We start from the raw sequence: 16,072 nt of genomic DNA, 5'->3' as shown, positions 1-16,072 counted from the left end.
GGTTTATAGGCCGCCTTTACGTTCTGTTACCTTTAGCAGTTCGGCAGTTACTTTATCTGATGTGATGCCCTCGGCTTCGGCTTTAAAATTCATTAATATACGGTGCCTTAAAACAGCAGGCGCCATGGCGTGGATATCCTCCATCAACACCGAATAACGGCCTTTTAGTAATGCCCTCGCTTTAGCGGTAAGTATAAGTGCCTGACCTGCGCGCGGGCCTGCACCCCAGCGTACCCATTCTTTTACGTAAGCTGTAGTTGTGGTATCGGGCCGGGTAGCGCGGATCACCTCACTAACGTATCGGGTAAGGTCTTCATTGATAGTTACCTGCCTTACCAGCGCCTGGGCCTGTATGATTTCGTCGGCAGTAATAACCGCCTGTACATCGGCTTTTTGGCTGCCGGTGGTGCGATTCAATATCGCGAACTCTTCATCCGGGGTAGGGTAGCCGATCTTGATCAGCAGTAAAAACCTGTCGAGCTGTGCTTCGGGCAATGGGTATGTACCAGCCTGTTCAATGGGGTTTTGGGTAGCTAAAATAAAGAAAGGTTTATCTAATGGGTAGGTTTGCCCGCCGTATGTTACCTCAAACTCCTGCATCGCTTCCAACAAGGCCGACTGCGTTTTGGGCGGCGTACGGTTTATCTCGTCTGCCAGTATAATGTTGGCAAACAACGGGCCCTTATTGAATTTAAAGAAGCGCCTTCCGGTGGCATGGTCTTCCTCCAGTATCTCGGTACCTATGATATCCGTAGGCATCAGGTCGGGCGTAAACTGTATGCGCCTGAATGACAGGTGCAACGCCTGCGACATGGTTTTAACGATCAGCGTTTTAGCCAGACCGGGCACACCCTCCAGCAGGCAATGCCCTCCGGCCAAAAATGCAACCAGCAGTTCGTCCAGTATAGCATCCTGCCCAACAATTACCTTTTGTATCTCGGATTTTAATGCCGGTAATTTTTGCAGCAGGGCGGTTATATTTTTTTCGGTCAGTTCCAATTTATTATTAATTATATGCCTATCAGCGTTTTATTTCCTCACCCGGTCCTTGCTTCGCCCGATCATCTGCTCGTCGCTACGCGTACAGAGGTTTCTCCTTAATCCGACCCTCTTTGCGAAGCAGAGAGGGAAAGGGGTGAGTAATTCCTCTCACAAGATATTACGCTTTTAAATAAATACCATGCTTTTTTATGAAAATCACCCTAAAGTATCTAAAACTTTACACCCTGTGATGTTTATTAATAATAGCGGGCAATATTTTTGTTTAATTTTAGTCCCGATATCTATCGGGATCGGCGGCAAATGGCATACGGGCAAAAATTCACTTTTACAAGGTTAAGCTATCACAGCGGCGATTGGGACACCGACCAGCGCATGCCGTCAAACCTGCTTAACTCTTTGCTGGAGTACACCACCATCCCCATTGATACCGCCGAAAAGGTGATTCCACTGAGCAGCGAGGACATTTTTAATTACCCTTTTTGTTATCTGAGCGGCCACAAGCTGGTGCAGTTTGACGCTAAGGAGAAAGCCAACTTTAAAAAATATGTGCAAAACGGCGGCTTTGTTTTTGTCGACGATTGTAACCACGATATCGACGGGCTGTTCGCCAAATCATTCGAGGCGCAAATGGCGGCATTGTTTGGGCCAACGGCCCTGAAGAAGATACCCAATAACCACAAGCTGTACAGTTCGTTCTTTAAGTTTGATAAAGGGCCGCCAACAACCGCCTTTGAACTGAACGGATGGGGGGACGACCTGGTGCACGATTACCTGAAAGCCATTGAAATAAACGGCCGAATAGGGGTATTGTACAGCAGTAAGGATTACGGCTGCGAGTGGGATTACGATTTCCGCAACAAGCGTTTCCTGGCCGAAGACAATACCAAATTTGGGGTAAACATTATTGTTTACGCCATGAATTCGTAATTAGCGTTATATTTATCGGGATTTAAAATTTACATGACAGAAGGCTACTATATATCTATAAACGAACGCGAAGAAGGACCCTACACGCTTGAAGAATTGCTGGGTATGCACCTTGAGTTGGATACCATGGTGCTATCGCCGCTGGGCAGCGACTGGCAGCGGGCATCTGACCTGCCCGAGCTGTTCAACTATTTTGAGGCGCAGGGCTTTTATTTCCCTACCGAGGATAACCTGGCCGGTTTTTGGTGGCGCCTGCTGGCCTACGTTATCGATTCGGTGATCGTATCCAACCTGCTGTCGCTTGTTACGGGTGATATTACTGCGCCTATTTATAAAAAGATGTTAGATAATACCCTCACCAAAGAGGATATGCCCCTTTTTTTCCAGGTTACGATCATGAACTTTTTGGTGTTTGCCTTTTACAACGCCATTTTTGAGGCCACCCCGCTGCAAGGCAGCCCTGGCAAAAAAATATGCCGCCTGGTAGTGGTAGATACCGACGGCCGAAGGTTAAGTATGGGCCGGGCGCTGGTGCGTAACCTCAGCAAATTTCTATCGCAGATCGTTTTCCTGGTGGGCTACCTTGCCATTTTATGGGACGACCACAAGCAGGCCTGGCACGATAAGATAGCCCGCACCTACGTGCTGGTACGGAACCGGTAATGGTGAGTGGTTAATTAGGTGAGTAGAGAGTGGTTTAAATACGCTAAGTGTTCACGTTCGGCACACATGACCACCGTGAACATATGTGAACACCTGATAATTAGATAGTTGACTTTTTAGGTATTGACAATATGGTGCCACCAAAAGTTTGGAAAGAATTTATAGGCACAGCGCATTGCGACCCATCATTATACCCCGTAATGCCGAATCTATTTTGGCATCCCACATGAAAAGTAGCCAACCTGCCCAACAGGATCCTGAAACAAGTTCAGGATGACCGGCCTTTTAATTTTTCAGGCCACCCCCACCTGTCATTTCGAACGAGCGCAGCGAGGAGAAATCTTATCGAAGAGATGAGTAATGAACTCTGGATAATTAAATGCATGGCGTAGAAGATTTCTCTTCGCGCCATCGCAGTACCGGCCCGGGTTCATTCAAAATGACATGGTTGATTACGACGCGCGGTTAGTGGTTCCACAAGCTCATCATGACAAATGACTATGCCAGTCTCAGCTTGTCAAAGACCTGTAGGCACGATTAAGGTTCAATAAGCCAACATGAGAAGCGATTATGTAAGTCTGAGCCTGTCGAAAACTTGCGCGCGCAGCTAACGGTTCGGCAAGCCCGGAAACCATTACTTTTGCACCATTTTCGCCCTTGTTGGTGTTGTCACCAATAAGCCGCCAAGCTAAAAGCATGTCTGCTATCTTTTAAATGTTGTTGGTGACAACACCAACAACGGCGAAGATAGATAGCGAGGTATAGGAACTATTTACAGTACGTCTTAGCCAAGGCAGCCGCTTCTTTTGAACCTAAGGCTATAGCCTGCTTAAAATCGGCGCAGGCGCCTGTTGGGTCTTTCATGTTTAACCTGGCCTGCCCGCGCAGGGCGTATATCTCATCATTCTTTGGCTCAAACTTAAGGGCGTAGTTAAAGTCGGCGTTAGCGCGGTCGTTATCACCTAAAAAGCTGCGCGCCAGCCCACGTTTCGCAAATACAATGTTGTTGTCCAGATCGATAAACAAAACGCTGTTATAATCATCCACAGCGCCCTGGTAGTTCTTCATGGCCATGCGTATAGCGGCGCGTATCAGGTAAGGTTCCTCGTCACCCTCGTGTATTTTTATGGCCTTATTTACATCAGCCAATGCGCCAGAGTAATCTTTCAGATCGAGTTTAGCGCTGCCCCGGTTACTGTAAGCATCAACAGATGCCGTATCCAGCTTTAAAGCGGCGTTATAATCTAATAAAGCGCCGTTGAGGTCGCCGGTACTTTGTTTGGCCGCACCCCGGCCAACATAAAAAGTAGCTACTTTGGGGTTTTTGGCTATCAAGGCATTTAGTATGGGCAGGCTTTCGCTGTAAAAGCGTGCCTTCATCATGGCTTTTACCATGCGGGCGTAAAAGTCATCATCGTCGGTGCCAATATCAGCTATCTTTTTGAAATCGGCTAAGGCACCCGGCCTGTCACCAATTTTTAAGCGGGTATTGGCGCGCCTCAGGCGGGTTTCCACGTTGCCCGGCTGTATCTCTAACGATCTGCTGTAATTTTTAACCGCAGTATCATAATCCTTACGGTCGTAAGCGATCATCCCCAACACTACATACGCGTAATCGTTGCCCGGGTTAATTTTTATGCCCAGGTTAAGGTCGGTTAAGGCGGTAGCGGTGTCCTTCAGTTCCAGTTTGGCACGGGCACGGGTGATATAGGCGTAGCTGTTTTTGGCATCCAGTTCAATTGCCTTATCAGCATCTTCCTTAGCGCCGTCGTAGTCCTTCCGGTCAAGTTTAAGGTCGGCGCGGTTCTGGTAGGCATCGGAGTTTGCTTTCAGCTCTATCGATTTATCAAAATCCGTAATGGCCCCTTCCTTATCATCCAGGTTACGGCGTACCATGCCATCGTACAGGTACAGTTCCGAGTTGTTAGGGTCCTGCTTTATAGCTTGCGCAAAATACTCCAGCGCGCCCTTCTTGTCGTTGCTGTTACTCAACGCGTTTGCCAGGTATTTATACAGGTTTGGCATTTTTGGGTTAAGTACAATCACCCTTTTGTAGTCGGCAATGGCAGCTTTATAATTTTTGAGGTTACCATAAGCATTGCCCCTGTAAAACACCGCTTCGGCGTTTTTAGGGTTCAGGGCTATGGCCGCTGTATAATCGGCAATAGCGCCTTTAAAATCGCCGATGTTGCCTTTTGAGTTGGCCCGGTAGTAGATCAGGTCGGAGTTTTTTGGGTCGAGCGCTACCGCTTTGTCGTAATCTTCAATGGCGCCCTCGTTATCCTTCAGGTTGCTTTTGGCTACGCCGCGATACTCATACAAAGATGGGTCTTTAGGGTCTAACGCAATGGCTTTGGTAAAATCTTCAACCGCGCCGGCGTGGTCGCCCAGGTTGGCTTTGGCATTGGCCCGGTAATGGTACATATCCGCATTGGGCGCCAGGGCAATGGCTTTGGTAATATCGGCTATGGCGTCGGCATATTTTTGCTGCGCGTTGTTTGCGTTGCCGCGATAAAAATAGGCGAAGGGGTTTTTAGGGTCAAGTTCGATAGCGCGGTCATAGTCCTGTACGGCCATGGGGTACTCCTTCAGGTCGTTATAGGCGTTGGCGCGATAAAAGTAAGCGCGGCCGTTCTTAGGGTCAAGCTGTATAGCTTTGGTAAAATCGGCAACGGCGGCGTTATAGTTTTTTTGGCCTGCCTTTGCGTTACCGCTTTGCATAAAGCTTTCGGCGGTTTGCGCGGCGCAGCAAACCGGGAAAAGGAAGAATATCAAAAGTAATCTGACCATGGCTGTTATCTGAAAGGCTTGAATAAGAACGATGCCGAAGCCGTTGTGCCATCGCCGGTATTGCGGCCGTTTATGAAATGGCCCGCCGATAAAAATATCGAGAACCGCCTGCTGAACGTGTACCCGTAAGTAAACGATGCCTGGTTGAACGCGAAATTTTTATTGGTGGATTGTATGGGCGAAAACCTGGTAAAGCTGCTGGCCGAGTAAAACCCGCCTAACGATACCGATACCTGGTGACGGAACCTCCTGTCGAGCGTTAGGCCGAACGAGCCGGTGTACCTGTCTTGTATGGGCCCTTCGGGACCAAAGTACTGGCGCACACCGTTCTCTAACGTAAAATAATAATTTTTACCCAGCACCTTGCCGCTGCCTGCAAAGGCCAGCTTAATTTCGGCGCCCTGCTGGTTGTAGCCCAGGCCGGGGTCGGTATACAGGGGTTGTACAAAGGTGCCCTGTATGGTAAAGTAATAAATGTAGTTGATGTTGGCCAGGTAATAGCGCAGGCCCACTTCCAAATCGGTGAAGCCCATGGTAACGGTTTTGGCGGTGTTATCCTCGTAAGTGTTTTTTACATAGGGTAGCAGCGCCACCAACGTAAAGCGCCTGCTTAAACCATACTCGGCATATAACGAAAACCCAAGCGACTCGAACTGCCCGCCCTCGGGAAACAGCGTTTTGCGGCGCAGCGAATCCCAGCCCCTGTCGGCATAAAAATAACTGAACGATGGCGATAGCAGCAACCGTTTTGGCCGCACCGGGAAACCGCCCGCATGGCTGGTGTTTGGCGCCAGCATCATGATGCCGATGGCAATTAGTAAATACTTTAAGTGAGTTTTAGGTAAATTCATCTTTTAAAGTTAAAATAATGCAAACGCGTCGCGCATCCATCTGCCCTCCAGGTCTTTGTACACCTGGCTTACTTCGTGCCCCAGATCTTTAAACACCAGCAGTTTTTTTTTGCCGGGGATGATGTTAAACGTGCCGTACTCATTATAGGGTGGGGCGTAAGGGTCTAACAGCCCGATACCCATAATGGTATTGCAGGTTAAGTTGGCAGCAAAGTTCTTCCCGTCGTAATAGTTTAAGTTATCAAGCACCTTTGCAAAGGTTAAGCCAGGCTGTGTACGTACATATTTTTTGATATCGTTTATTGGCCAGGTAACCTCGCCGTCTAAATTATTTACATCACATAATATAGGGTTTTGCGCCGAGCACAGGTTTACCCTTTTATCAAGGCTTGCTGTGGCTATGGCCAGGTACCCGCCCATACTGCCGCCCGATACCAGTATATTATCGTGCTTAAGGTTGGGCTGCGCGTACACAAAATCAACCGCGCGTATGCAATCCATTATCACGCCGCGCATTACGTATTTGTCGCGGTCTTCAATACGGTAAAAAATAAACTCGTCGCGGCGGGTATCAATTGGCCCGCGGCTGTTGCCCTGCCCCCTTACGTTCAGGGTGATAATGGCCAGGTCCTCGTCCAGCCCGGTTATAGGCAATAAGTTGACCTGGTAACCCGGTAAACCCAGTAATACGGAAAACTTGCGGTTCTTGTTACTGCTGATGGGCACCGTCATCCATCCCCGTATGGTGTAGTTATCCAGCGATTGCATCTCGATAAGATACACCTTGCGGTTATCGGTGTTCATTTTGGGCATGGGGGTAACCTTAAAGTTTGGTTTTACCTTTGCCAGGTCGTCCTTAGCTTTTTTCCAGAAGGCGTCAAAATCGGCAGGTTTGGGGTATTTCGATCGTATCTCCTCGGGCTTGATGCCGAAAACACGGCGCGTGGTATCGTCATACTCGCTAATGTTCACCATAAAGTTCACCTTGTAAAAACCCGACTTTAGCGCGGGCAGCTCAAAGGTGTATTTTTCCGCAGCTTTTTTACCAATATGGGCTTTTTGCGTGCCCGAGCCTATTTTTTTGCCATGCTGGGTTATCAGGTACGATACCGTGCCCTCCTGCACAACATCCGTAGGGTTTTTTACCTCGAAAGTGTATTTGGCGTTGCTGTCAAAAATGGCGTTTTTATTGGCGGGGGTAAGTACGGTTGATATACCTTCCTCGTCGTCCTGCGCTAAGGCCTGGTTTATTCCCGTTAAAGTTATCAGGCAAAAAAGTATAAAAAATATCTTGTTATATCTGGTAGCCATATTAAGCCTTAATTGCTGCTGAGTTGTTTTCGGGGTTACGTGGTTGGTTCTTGATCAAAAAATCCGACCTGCGAATATAATGATTTAGTGGCTCCTCTATAAGCTTAAACAACAGGATAGATACCCCGTTAAGGATGATAAAGGCGTACAGTACGTTCAGGTTATCGTACTGGAAGGGCGAGTTCCAGTCCTTCCCCCATTTATCGTACAGCTCAAAAATATCGTCGTTCCATTTGTTAAAGGCGTTGTGTAAAATATCGTACATCCAGCCCAAATGGATCAGGTAAAATATATACGAGCTTTTGCCCAGCAGCTCGACAAATTTGTTTGATAGTATTTTTTTGAGGATGGTCGTCTCGGTAAGCAAGCCGTAAAAGAACAGCGCTATAGCGGCTGCCAGCAGGTAGTTATTAGTGATGATGCCCAGCGGGTGGTGCAGCCCTGCAACCTCGCCTTTGGGGATAGGCAGCAGGCTCATGATCCACACGCAAACAAATATCAGCCCGAAACCCAGGTAGGTGTATTTGCTTTTGCTTTGCCCCGTCAGGTTTTTTTTGCGTACGATAAGCGCCAGCTGTATCCCCGCGAAAAACTCGAAACACCGGCCCAAAAAGGTATACAGCATCATGAAGGTAAAGTTGCCGAAAAAGCCGTACCAGTTAACGTGCCTGAATATCAGCACCAGCGTAACGCCCGCCAAAGTAATGGCCACCGGCTGCACATAAAACTTGCGGTACTTTTGGGCGAAGTAAAATATAAAAGGCGCCGAAAAGTAAAAGCACTCTTCAACCGTAAGGCTCCAGCCCTGGGCAATACCGGTAAACTTTAACTGGTCGAAAAAGCCGCGTAGAAAGGTGATATGCATAAAAAACAGCCCGATGGGGTTGGCAAATCCGTTGGTTACCTTTTGGTCGTGCGTAAAATAGTAGGCTACAAAGGCCCCCAGCGTAAGCAAAAAGTACATGGGGTAAATACGCGCCACACGGTTTTTAAGATACTGCCTGAACCAGTTGCCGGTGAGCTTAAAGCTGTCGAAATACCTGAAGGCTATCAAAAAACCCGACAGCACAAAGAAGATGGTTACACCGATATGGAACTCGTTAAGAAAACGTTGCACAGCACGGGGAAAATTTTCATCAAAGGCGTAGGCGTAATGCGATATAAATACCAGGTAAGCTGCCATTGCACGCACGCCTGTTAGGGCCGGAATGTAATTTTGTAAAGGTTTTTGCGCCAAAACTGTATTTTAAATTTGTGTTTAACCCGTAATTATCGCCTATGGTTATGCAAAGCAAGTACCACTTGTAAGCACTGCCGAATTTAGCCCCACCCCGGCCCTGTCCAAAGGAAGCCTCACCCCGGCCCTGTCCAAAGGAGAGAGGGTTAAGCACTTACCACCACCCTGTCATTTCGAACGAGGTACGAGGAGAAATCTTATACGAGCGTAGAGCCTCTCCAAAGGAGAGGGAGCTAAGCGCACATCCTTTAAAGTCCTCTCCTTTGGAGAGGATTTAGGTGAGGCTACTTCCCTGCACCACACCACGGCTTAAGATCCGCTGGTCGATGTAGTACTGTATCTCGCTTTTCTTCAGTCCCCAGTTTGGGGCGATGAGGAGTTCGCGGTCGCTGAGGCCGAAGAGGCGCTGGATGATGATATCCGGCCGTACCAGCGGCAGCAGTTCGCACAAAAAGTCGGCGTACTCGTCAATACTGAACAGTTTAAAAGGCTCGCGCTTGTACTTAACGCCCATCACGCTGCCCTCTACAATATGCAGGTGATGGAATTTTACAAATTTTATCTGCGCATGGCGGTTTATCTCGTCGGCGTACTTCAGCATCATCTCCTTAGTTTCCCAGGGGAAACCGAAAATGGTGTGCACGCAAATATCCAGTTTAGTGTTCTCGGTTAAGGCAAGCGCCCGTATCAGCTCTTCGTGACTGCAGCCACGGTTTATCTGGTTAAGCGTATCGTTGTAAATGCTCTCCATGCCCATCTCCAGGTCAACGTCAAAACGGTCGGTGTAGCTTTCAAGCAGGGCTATCTTTTCGGCGTCGATACAGTCGGGGCGGGTACCTACGCTAAGGCCCACAATATCCTCGGTGCCGTAGCTCAGCGCCTCGTCGTACATCATTTTTAGGTAATGCGCGGGCGCGTAGGTATTGGTGTTGGGCTGAAAGTAAATGATGAACTTATCGGCCTTGTTGCCCTTGCGGGCGCGCTCCATCCCCTCTATCACCTGCTGGCGCACGGTAGGGGCGTTGCGGCTTACCGAGGGCGTAAACGAATCTACATTGCAATACGTGCAGCCGCCGTAGCCTTTGCTGCCATCGCGGTTGGGGCAGGTAAAGCCGCCATCAACAATAACCTTAAACACCCGGTGCCCCTTGTATTTTTCTTTAAGCCAGGGGCCATAGTTGTTATAGCCCTTCTCCCACCTCGGTTCTACCGGTTGCGTTATTGTTTCCACTGATTGCATTGGCGCAAAGATACGGATTTTTAAATGTGCAGGTGTGCGGATGTGCAGATGTGCAGATGTGCGGATGTGCAGATGTGCAGATGTGCAGATGTGCAGATATGCAGATGTGCGGATGTGCAGATTGTAATGGTGAGCTTGTCGAACCATTCGCCGCTCGTATAGGTCTTCGACAGGCTCAGACGGACCAACCTGTCATGCCGGATTTATTTCGGCATCTCACCTGCATGGTAGCCCGCCTGCACTGTGGGTTCCTGAAACAAGTTCAGGATGACGGGTGGTGAGTAAATCGAGGTTTGGACAAAAAACAACCTGTCATGCCGGATTTATTTCGGCATCCCACCTGCAAGGTAGCCCGACTGTCCTGTGGGTTCCTGAAACAAGTTCAGGATGACGGGTGGTGAATAAATTGAGGTTTGGACAAAAAACAACCTGTCATGCCGGATTTATTTCGGCATCCCACCTGCAAGGTAGCCCGACTGTCCTGTGGGTTCCTGAAACAAGTTCAGGATGACGGGTGGTGAATAAATTGAGGTTTGGACAAAAAACAACCTGTCATGCCGGATTTATTTCGGCATCCCACCTGCAAGGTAGCCCGACTGTCCTGTGGGTTCCTGAAACAAGTTCAGGATGACGGGTGGTGAATAAATTGAGGTTTGGACAAAAAACAACCTGTCATGCCGGATTTATTTCGGCATCTCACCTGCATGGTAGCCCGACTGTCCTGTGGGTTCCTGAAACAAGTTCAGGATGACGGGTGGTGAATAAATTGAGGTTTGGACAAAAAACAACCTGTCATGCCGGATTTATTTCGGCATCTCACCTGCATGGTAGCCCGCCTGCCCTGTGGGTTCCTGAAACAAGTTCAGGATGACAAACCGGCTAATTCCGTTCGTCCGCAAAGGGGGGCGGACATGGCGGACGGTGAGACACACGCGACACGCGTGCGCCTGCAGGGAGTATGGGGTGACTAACGCTTAAAAAAGCTACGAAAAAAAACAAAAAGAAGGTATATAGCCCAAGCCACTAAGTAGCAGGTGACCGAATTTATTACTACAATCCAAACTGCTATTTTTATTGTAGGAGCATAAGTTATTGTTGGAAATGCGCTCAATATAAAAACCACACCCGCAAGTATTGCTATAATAGCTTTTCTATTCTTCTGCATTGTTTCATTATCGATTTTAAAAATCAAATCGACATTTTCTTCAAACACTCCAACATTTATCATATTTAAGTTGTGCGCGCCATCAATCAATAAATTGACCCCAATTCGACTTTTACTATTTAATACGGGGATTATATATTGTCGATGTCTGACTATATAATCTAAATCATCATTATAGTCATCAGGTTTATTTTCGTTTTCCATATTAGAAAATACGTTTTCTCTCCTTGTAATATATTCGGTTGTATTAAATAGTGTCTTCGTCAATTCTCGCTGTATAAGTAAACCTTTATCTTTATAAATAAAAAAACCTTCATCTACGGAAATATCTAAAATAAAATCTTTAATACTTTTTGAACTGTTGTTTTCTATCTCAATGTAACCAGAATATAAATTTTGAGAAGGCCCACCGTTATAAGTTATTTCAATACTCCCAAAATCGTTATCGTTAGCTGCAAATGCTATCCTTTGAAAATTTACGGTTTTTTCGAGAACTATGGTTCTGTTTTTGAATCTTTCAATAGCAATACCACCAAATAAAGTAGCAATAGGTGTAAAGATTCTCCAAATTAAATCAGCGTCTGGCATATGATAAGGTTATATGTAAAAATAGATAAAAAAATTTAACAAATAATCTTTTCGCTGGCACAATCGTGCCGCCATGCTATTCACCCCGCTACCGCAACCATCCTCACTTGTGGCTAACAATTCCGTCCGTCCGTCAACCTACCCGAACGCCTCAAACACTTGCGGACACCCTTTACCTGAATACTACATCGGCTATATCCGCGCCATTCTTGCGGTCGGCATCGGTGGCGCGGCGCTCTAACAGGTTCGATACTTCAATACGGGTGCCGGGCATGGCGCGGCGCAGCTCGGTGGCTTTTTGCTGCCACAGCTGGTAACCGTTAACATCCGGGAACAGCATTACCTGCCTGCCTTGCAGCGCCTTGCATTTATCGGCATTTAGCCCGTTGAGGCTGCCGCAGGCCAGCCAAAAAAAGGCGGGCATCATGGCGGCGGCTATTATGGCTGTCTTTTCGCTTTCTACAATGGCCACCGGCTTATAAACCGATGTGGGCAGCAGGTGTTCGCCAAACAGGCACTGCTTAAGGGTAAAGGCTTCGGTTGCGCTATGCTGCCGCGCCAGTACGGTATGCGCCCAGGTAATATGGCTAAAGGGCTGCTTTACCCGTTTGCCCGTTGTAGGGTTGTACAGCATTATTTTGCCGCTGCGCACGTTGCCGCCTGCATCAAGCTGCCAAAATATGGTTGCGCCCGGCCAGTAGCCGCTGGTGCCTATGCGGTACATGCCCACCAGCCTATCGGCAAGGTTATGGCCAAAGCGGGTTATAAGGTATTGCACAAAGTGGTTGGCGTGGTAGTTGGCAAAGCTTTCGTTTACGTAATAGGGGTTTATAAAAAGCTGCGGCTGCGGTTTGCGCCGGGCAGGTGGCCTGCGCTGTACCGATAGCTGTATGCGCCCTGCCTGCTCAAAAAACTGTTTGGGGGTAAAGTGGTAGCCGCAGCTGTCAACCCTGTCGCAAAGGCCAACGTGGGGGGCTATGGCCTGCCCTGTATCGGCATCTATGTAGCGTGTAAAGGTTTTGCGTGGCTGGTTGCAGGCAGGGCAGCGGTAGCGCGATGGCTTGCCGCTGTAAGGCTGTAAATGGTATTGGTAGTTCATTGGTTCAGTGTTAGTGGAGGTTAAGGGGGTGTCCGTCCGTCCGCAAGGTTCCGCTTACGGAAACGGACGGACGGACAGACAAAACATCAGTCGGCTTTATTAGCTGCGGCCCTTATCATACGGTCGACCTTTTGGAAGGATATGCCCAGTTCGTCGCCAATTTCCCTAAGCGACCAGTTAAGGGCCTTTAACTCCAGCACTTTGGCAAGGTGGGGATTTTGCGCTTTATCGCTACGCTTACGGGCAAGCTGTTTCCACTCCTGGCTAAACGCTATAAACTGGTATTGCAAAAAGTTATGCGGCTTATCAATAAGGCAAAGGCACACGTTGCTATCGCCATACAATTGCTCGGTATTGCGCTGCTTTATCTGCTTAAGGTAACGCAGGCCGGTATCTTCGCTGCTTTCGCCAATGGTAAAGGCGCTATCGCAAAAGTTCATCAGCATTTTACTTCCGCCAAGGTCGTTACGGGTAATGGGTTGGGTAAGGTCGCGCTTTGGGGTATGTGCCAGTACCAGTATGCTCAGGTCGTACTTGTTCTTCAGGCTTTTAAGGTGCTTCATTAAAGGCAATGCCCCTTTGGCCTGCTCGGTTTCGTTACGCAGGTAGGTAATGTTATCAATTATCAGTATGCGTGCACCTGTTTCAACAACGGTTCGTTCCAGGTCGTGGTTAAGGTAATCGTCAAAATGGTCAAAACCGTTTGGCAGTTCAATATCGCTGTTTATCCTGCCACGCAAAAAGTTGGTATTAAAATCGTAGTGGTTGGCATAATCAACCGAGTAGCGTGCTTCAAATTGCTTATCGGTAAGCTCAAAATCGCAGTATATAACCGGTTGTGCAGGTGCTTCTACATCAAACGGGTATTTGCCATGGCCCTTGCTTATGGCATCGGCAATTTGTACGGCCAGTATGCTTTTGCCCAGGTTGCTATCGGCAAAAAGGATGCATACTTCGCCTTCGTGCCAAAATTTGCCAAAAAGCATTTTAGGTACAGCTGCCTTGCTGGCCTGCTGCAGCCAGTAGTTGGCACCGCGTACCATTAAAACGCTATCGGTAGTTTGCTGGGGTTGGTTAAATTGCAGCATGGTATCGCGCTGCAAATCATCGGCATGTATGTGCATGCTGTTGGTCTTTGTCATGTTTGGTATGGATAAATAAAAAGTTACGCGGTAAATGGCGATAGCCATAGGTTTAAAAAACCTGTTTTTTTAATAATAGATCCCCAATAACCTATTTAATAACAGGCTTTAATTTGCCCGATAGGGCCGTATGCTAAAAGAGTGGGTGTCCGTCCGCAAACAGATGCGGAATTAAAAGAACAGAAAGCGGACAAGAACAAATTTGAAGGTAAATACCGTCGGGGGATGTATGTTCATTACAAATATACAGATAATTCTGTATTAATAAAGAATTTATTTAAATTTTGTCCGTTGTGTGTTCGGCATGTCCGCTCAGGTAAGCGGACGGACACCCCTAAACCCGGTAGCAGCGTATACCGGCCCTTGTGTTTAAGGCCTGCAGGCGTATGAGCGGATAACGGGGCTACGGTAACCGAACGCTACAGCAGTACCTTTACCACATCCGCCCACACACCCCAACCCCGCTCAAGGGGGGGAGCTGCGCGGGCAATAAAAAAGGGCAACCTGCATGTTTGCGGGTTGCCCTTTTTAGCGGGTTATGTATGTGGTTATTTATCCCACCATACGTGGGTAGACAGGGCGTCGGGGCCTTGCCTTGCAATAACTTCGTTGTAGTTTTGCTTATTAAGGTCGTTTTCTGATTGCGGGTACTGCTGCCTGCGGGGGATATGCTTATCGGCGTTCAGCGCGGTAGGCACAGGGTCTACCAGGTTGGGGTAACCGGTGCGGCGGTACTCGGCCCATGATTCCCAGCCGTTGCCCAGGTAGTTGGCTATCCATTTTTGGGTGATGATTTGCTCGAGGGCGTTGCCGGCGTTAAAGGTTACACCCGGCTGCGCCAGGTAAGTGGTTATATTACCTGCCGATACACCATTTTGCTGCAGCGAAGCGGTGATGCCCTGCGTGTAAAACGTTGCCGCTGCGGCGTTGCCACCGGGTATCCAGCCGCGGTGGGCGGCTTCGGCCTGGGCAAACAGTATTTGGGCGTAGCTTGTCCATACCGCAGGCGATGACTGCGACGAGTAGGCGCGGCCAATCTGCGAAACGTTCCCCGGGTCGATGGTGTTAGCGGCTACGTCGCGGTTGCCAATGCTGTACTGGTCAAGGTCGTCGCCGGCGGTAGCATAGGGCAGGCCAACATATTCGCCGTTATCGGCAAGCTCGGCGTATACCGGCAGGCGGGGGTCGTTAAGGGCCTTTAGCCTGTCAACCAGTTGGTCGCTCACCGCGTAATCATAGCGGTTGCGGTAGTTGCCAAAGTATGGGTTTTCGTTATTTTGCTCGGCGGCGTATTTGTAGGCGGCATTATCGTCGTTAGAGGTCATCAAGCCGTCGGCAACCGCTTTTTTAAACTCGGCGCTGCCGGTGTTTGGGTCAACCTCGCTTAAGCGCAGGGCCATAACGGCGCGCAACGAGTTTGCCCAGCGTTTCCATTTAGTAACATCGCCATCAAACAGCAGGTCGTTAAAAAAGCCGCCGCCATCAAACTGCGCCTGTGCTTCGGTTAGTTCCTTAAACAGGTCGGTGTAGATGTCCTTTTGCGCATCAAACTTTGGGTTAAGCGTGTTAAGCCCTTGTAAAGCCTGGCTGTAGGGGATATCGCCCCAGCGGTCGGTTATGGTTAGGAAGATAAACGCCCTTAGTATACGGGCCGCCGCAATTTGGTTTGCGTTTGAGCCAAAGTTGGTAGTGGTTACCTGATCTTTATAAGCAGGGTCGGTGTTAAACCGTATCACCTGGTTAAGATCGGCAATGGGGCCGGTATAATAGCCCTGGTAATCGTACTGCGCCAGCGCGAACCTCGATTCGTTGGTGTAAAACGTTTCTGACAGGTATTGCGAGTATAGCTCGCCTGCAAAGCTGTTTATATTGGTGGTAGCGCCGCCGCCGCCGGTGCCGCCAAGGTATTGCAGGGCGCCGTTAAAGGCGTACCCGGTTGATAATACCGACGGCTGGTTGGGGTTCACGTTTATATCGTCGGTTATTTTTTTGCACGACGTAAATGCCGTTACCGCTAAAAAAACAACCAGAAATTTATTTAAGAACTTTTTCATAAA

The 16,072-nt window shown here is 48.5% G+C and carries 12 protein-coding genes; 2 read left to right on the top strand and 10 right to left on the bottom strand.

Annotation, left to right across the window (positions count from 1 at the left end; genetic code table 11):
• Positions 1–3: 3 nt before the first annotated feature.
• The gene (locus HDC91_RS12825) at positions 4–999 is read right to left on the bottom strand and encodes a MoxR family ATPase (RefSeq protein WP_183552766.1); all 996 of its coding nucleotides are present in this window, start codon (positions 997–999) and stop codon (positions 4–6) included.
• A gap of 303 nt (positions 1,000–1,302) precedes the next feature.
• Between HDC91_RS12825 and HDC91_RS12820 the strand changes: the two genes are divergently transcribed.
• Entirely contained in the window at positions 1,303–1,929 is a 627-nt protein-coding gene (locus HDC91_RS12820; RefSeq protein WP_183552764.1) for a DUF4159 domain-containing protein, read from the top strand.
• A 33-nt stretch (positions 1,930–1,962) separates the two neighbouring features.
• Positions 1,963–2,592, top strand: coding sequence for an RDD family protein (locus HDC91_RS12815; protein WP_183552762.1), 630 nt, complete (start codon positions 1,963–1,965; stop codon positions 2,590–2,592).
• 768 nt (positions 2,593–3,360) lie between these two features.
• Here HDC91_RS12815 and HDC91_RS12810 read toward each other — a convergent pair.
• The 9 genes from HDC91_RS12810 to HDC91_RS12770 all read right to left on the bottom strand — a co-directional run bounded on the left by HDC91_RS12810 (position 3,361) and on the right by HDC91_RS12770 (position 16,069).
• Positions 3,361–5,382, bottom strand: a complete 2,022-nt coding sequence (locus tag HDC91_RS12810; RefSeq protein ID WP_183552760.1) for a tetratricopeptide repeat protein — start codon at positions 5,380–5,382, stop codon at positions 3,361–3,363.
• A 5-nt stretch (positions 5,383–5,387) separates the two neighbouring features.
• Positions 5,388–6,233, bottom strand: coding sequence for a hypothetical protein (locus HDC91_RS12805; RefSeq protein WP_183552751.1), 846 nt, complete (start codon positions 6,231–6,233; stop codon positions 5,388–5,390).
• 9 nt (positions 6,234–6,242) lie between these two features.
• Entirely contained in the window at positions 6,243–7,544 is a 1,302-nt protein-coding gene (locus tag HDC91_RS12800; protein WP_183552749.1) for an acetylxylan esterase, read from the bottom strand.
• A gap of 1 nt (position 7,545) precedes the next feature.
• Positions 7,546–8,781, bottom strand: a complete 1,236-nt coding sequence (locus tag HDC91_RS12795) for an acyltransferase (protein ID WP_183552747.1) — start codon at positions 8,779–8,781, stop codon at positions 7,546–7,548.
• 274 nt (positions 8,782–9,055) lie between these two features.
• Positions 9,056–10,021, bottom strand: a complete 966-nt coding sequence (locus HDC91_RS12790; RefSeq protein ID WP_183553487.1) for a TIGR01212 family radical SAM protein — start codon at positions 10,019–10,021, stop codon at positions 9,056–9,058.
• 967 nt (positions 10,022–10,988) lie between these two features.
• Positions 10,989–11,774, bottom strand: a complete 786-nt coding sequence (locus tag HDC91_RS12785) for a hypothetical protein (protein WP_183552744.1) — start codon at positions 11,772–11,774, stop codon at positions 10,989–10,991.
• A gap of 172 nt (positions 11,775–11,946) precedes the next feature.
• A complete protein-coding gene (locus HDC91_RS12780) occupies positions 11,947–12,873 on the bottom strand; it encodes a DUF6371 domain-containing protein (protein ID WP_183552743.1) in 927 nt (308 codons plus the stop codon).
• 86 nt (positions 12,874–12,959) lie between these two features.
• Positions 12,960–14,015 carry an AAA family ATPase gene (locus HDC91_RS12775; protein ID WP_183552741.1) on the bottom strand — a complete coding sequence of 352 codons (1,056 nt, stop codon included), beginning with the start codon at positions 14,013–14,015 and terminating at the stop codon, positions 12,960–12,962.
• 548 nt (positions 14,016–14,563) lie between these two features.
• A complete protein-coding gene (locus HDC91_RS12770) occupies positions 14,564–16,069 on the bottom strand; it encodes a SusD/RagB family nutrient-binding outer membrane lipoprotein (protein ID WP_183552739.1) in 1,506 nt (501 codons plus the stop codon).
• Positions 16,070–16,072: the final 3 nt, after the last annotated feature.

The organism is Mucilaginibacter sp. AK015 (genome assembly GCF_014200785.1).
Classification (GTDB): Bacteria; Bacteroidota; Bacteroidia; order Sphingobacteriales; family Sphingobacteriaceae; genus Mucilaginibacter.
The sequence above is the reverse complement of the archived record's forward strand: the minus strand, read 5'-3'. Positions and strand labels throughout refer to the sequence as shown.

Coding starts and splice junctions, on each gene's coding strand:
- HDC91_RS12800 (WP_183552749.1), bottom strand. CDS start 7,544: ATGGCTACCAGATATAACAAGATATTTTTTATACTTTTTTGCCTGATA.
- HDC91_RS12810 (WP_183552760.1), bottom strand. CDS start 5,382: ATGGTCAGATTACTTTTGATATTCTTCCTTTTCCCGGTTTGCTGCGCC.
- HDC91_RS12820 (WP_183552764.1), top strand. CDS start 1,303: ATGGCATACGGGCAAAAATTCACTTTTACAAGGTTAAGCTATCACAGC.
- HDC91_RS12805 (WP_183552751.1), bottom strand. CDS start 6,233: ATGAATTTACCTAAAACTCACTTAAAGTATTTACTAATTGCCATCGGC.
- HDC91_RS12775 (WP_183552741.1), bottom strand. CDS start 14,015: ATGACAAAGACCAACAGCATGCACATACATGCCGATGATTTGCAGCGC.
- HDC91_RS12790 (WP_183553487.1), bottom strand. CDS start 10,021: ATGCAATCAGTGGAAACAATAACGCAACCGGTAGAACCGAGGTGGGAG.
- HDC91_RS12770 (WP_183552739.1), bottom strand. CDS start 16,069: ATGAAAAAGTTCTTAAATAAATTTCTGGTTGTTTTTTTAGCGGTAACG.
- HDC91_RS12780 (WP_183552743.1), bottom strand. CDS start 12,873: ATGAACTACCAATACCATTTACAGCCTTACAGCGGCAAGCCATCGCGC.
- HDC91_RS12815 (WP_183552762.1), top strand. CDS start 1,963: ATGACAGAAGGCTACTATATATCTATAAACGAACGCGAAGAAGGACCC.
- HDC91_RS12785 (WP_183552744.1), bottom strand. CDS start 11,774: ATGCCAGACGCTGATTTAATTTGGAGAATCTTTACACCTATTGCTACT.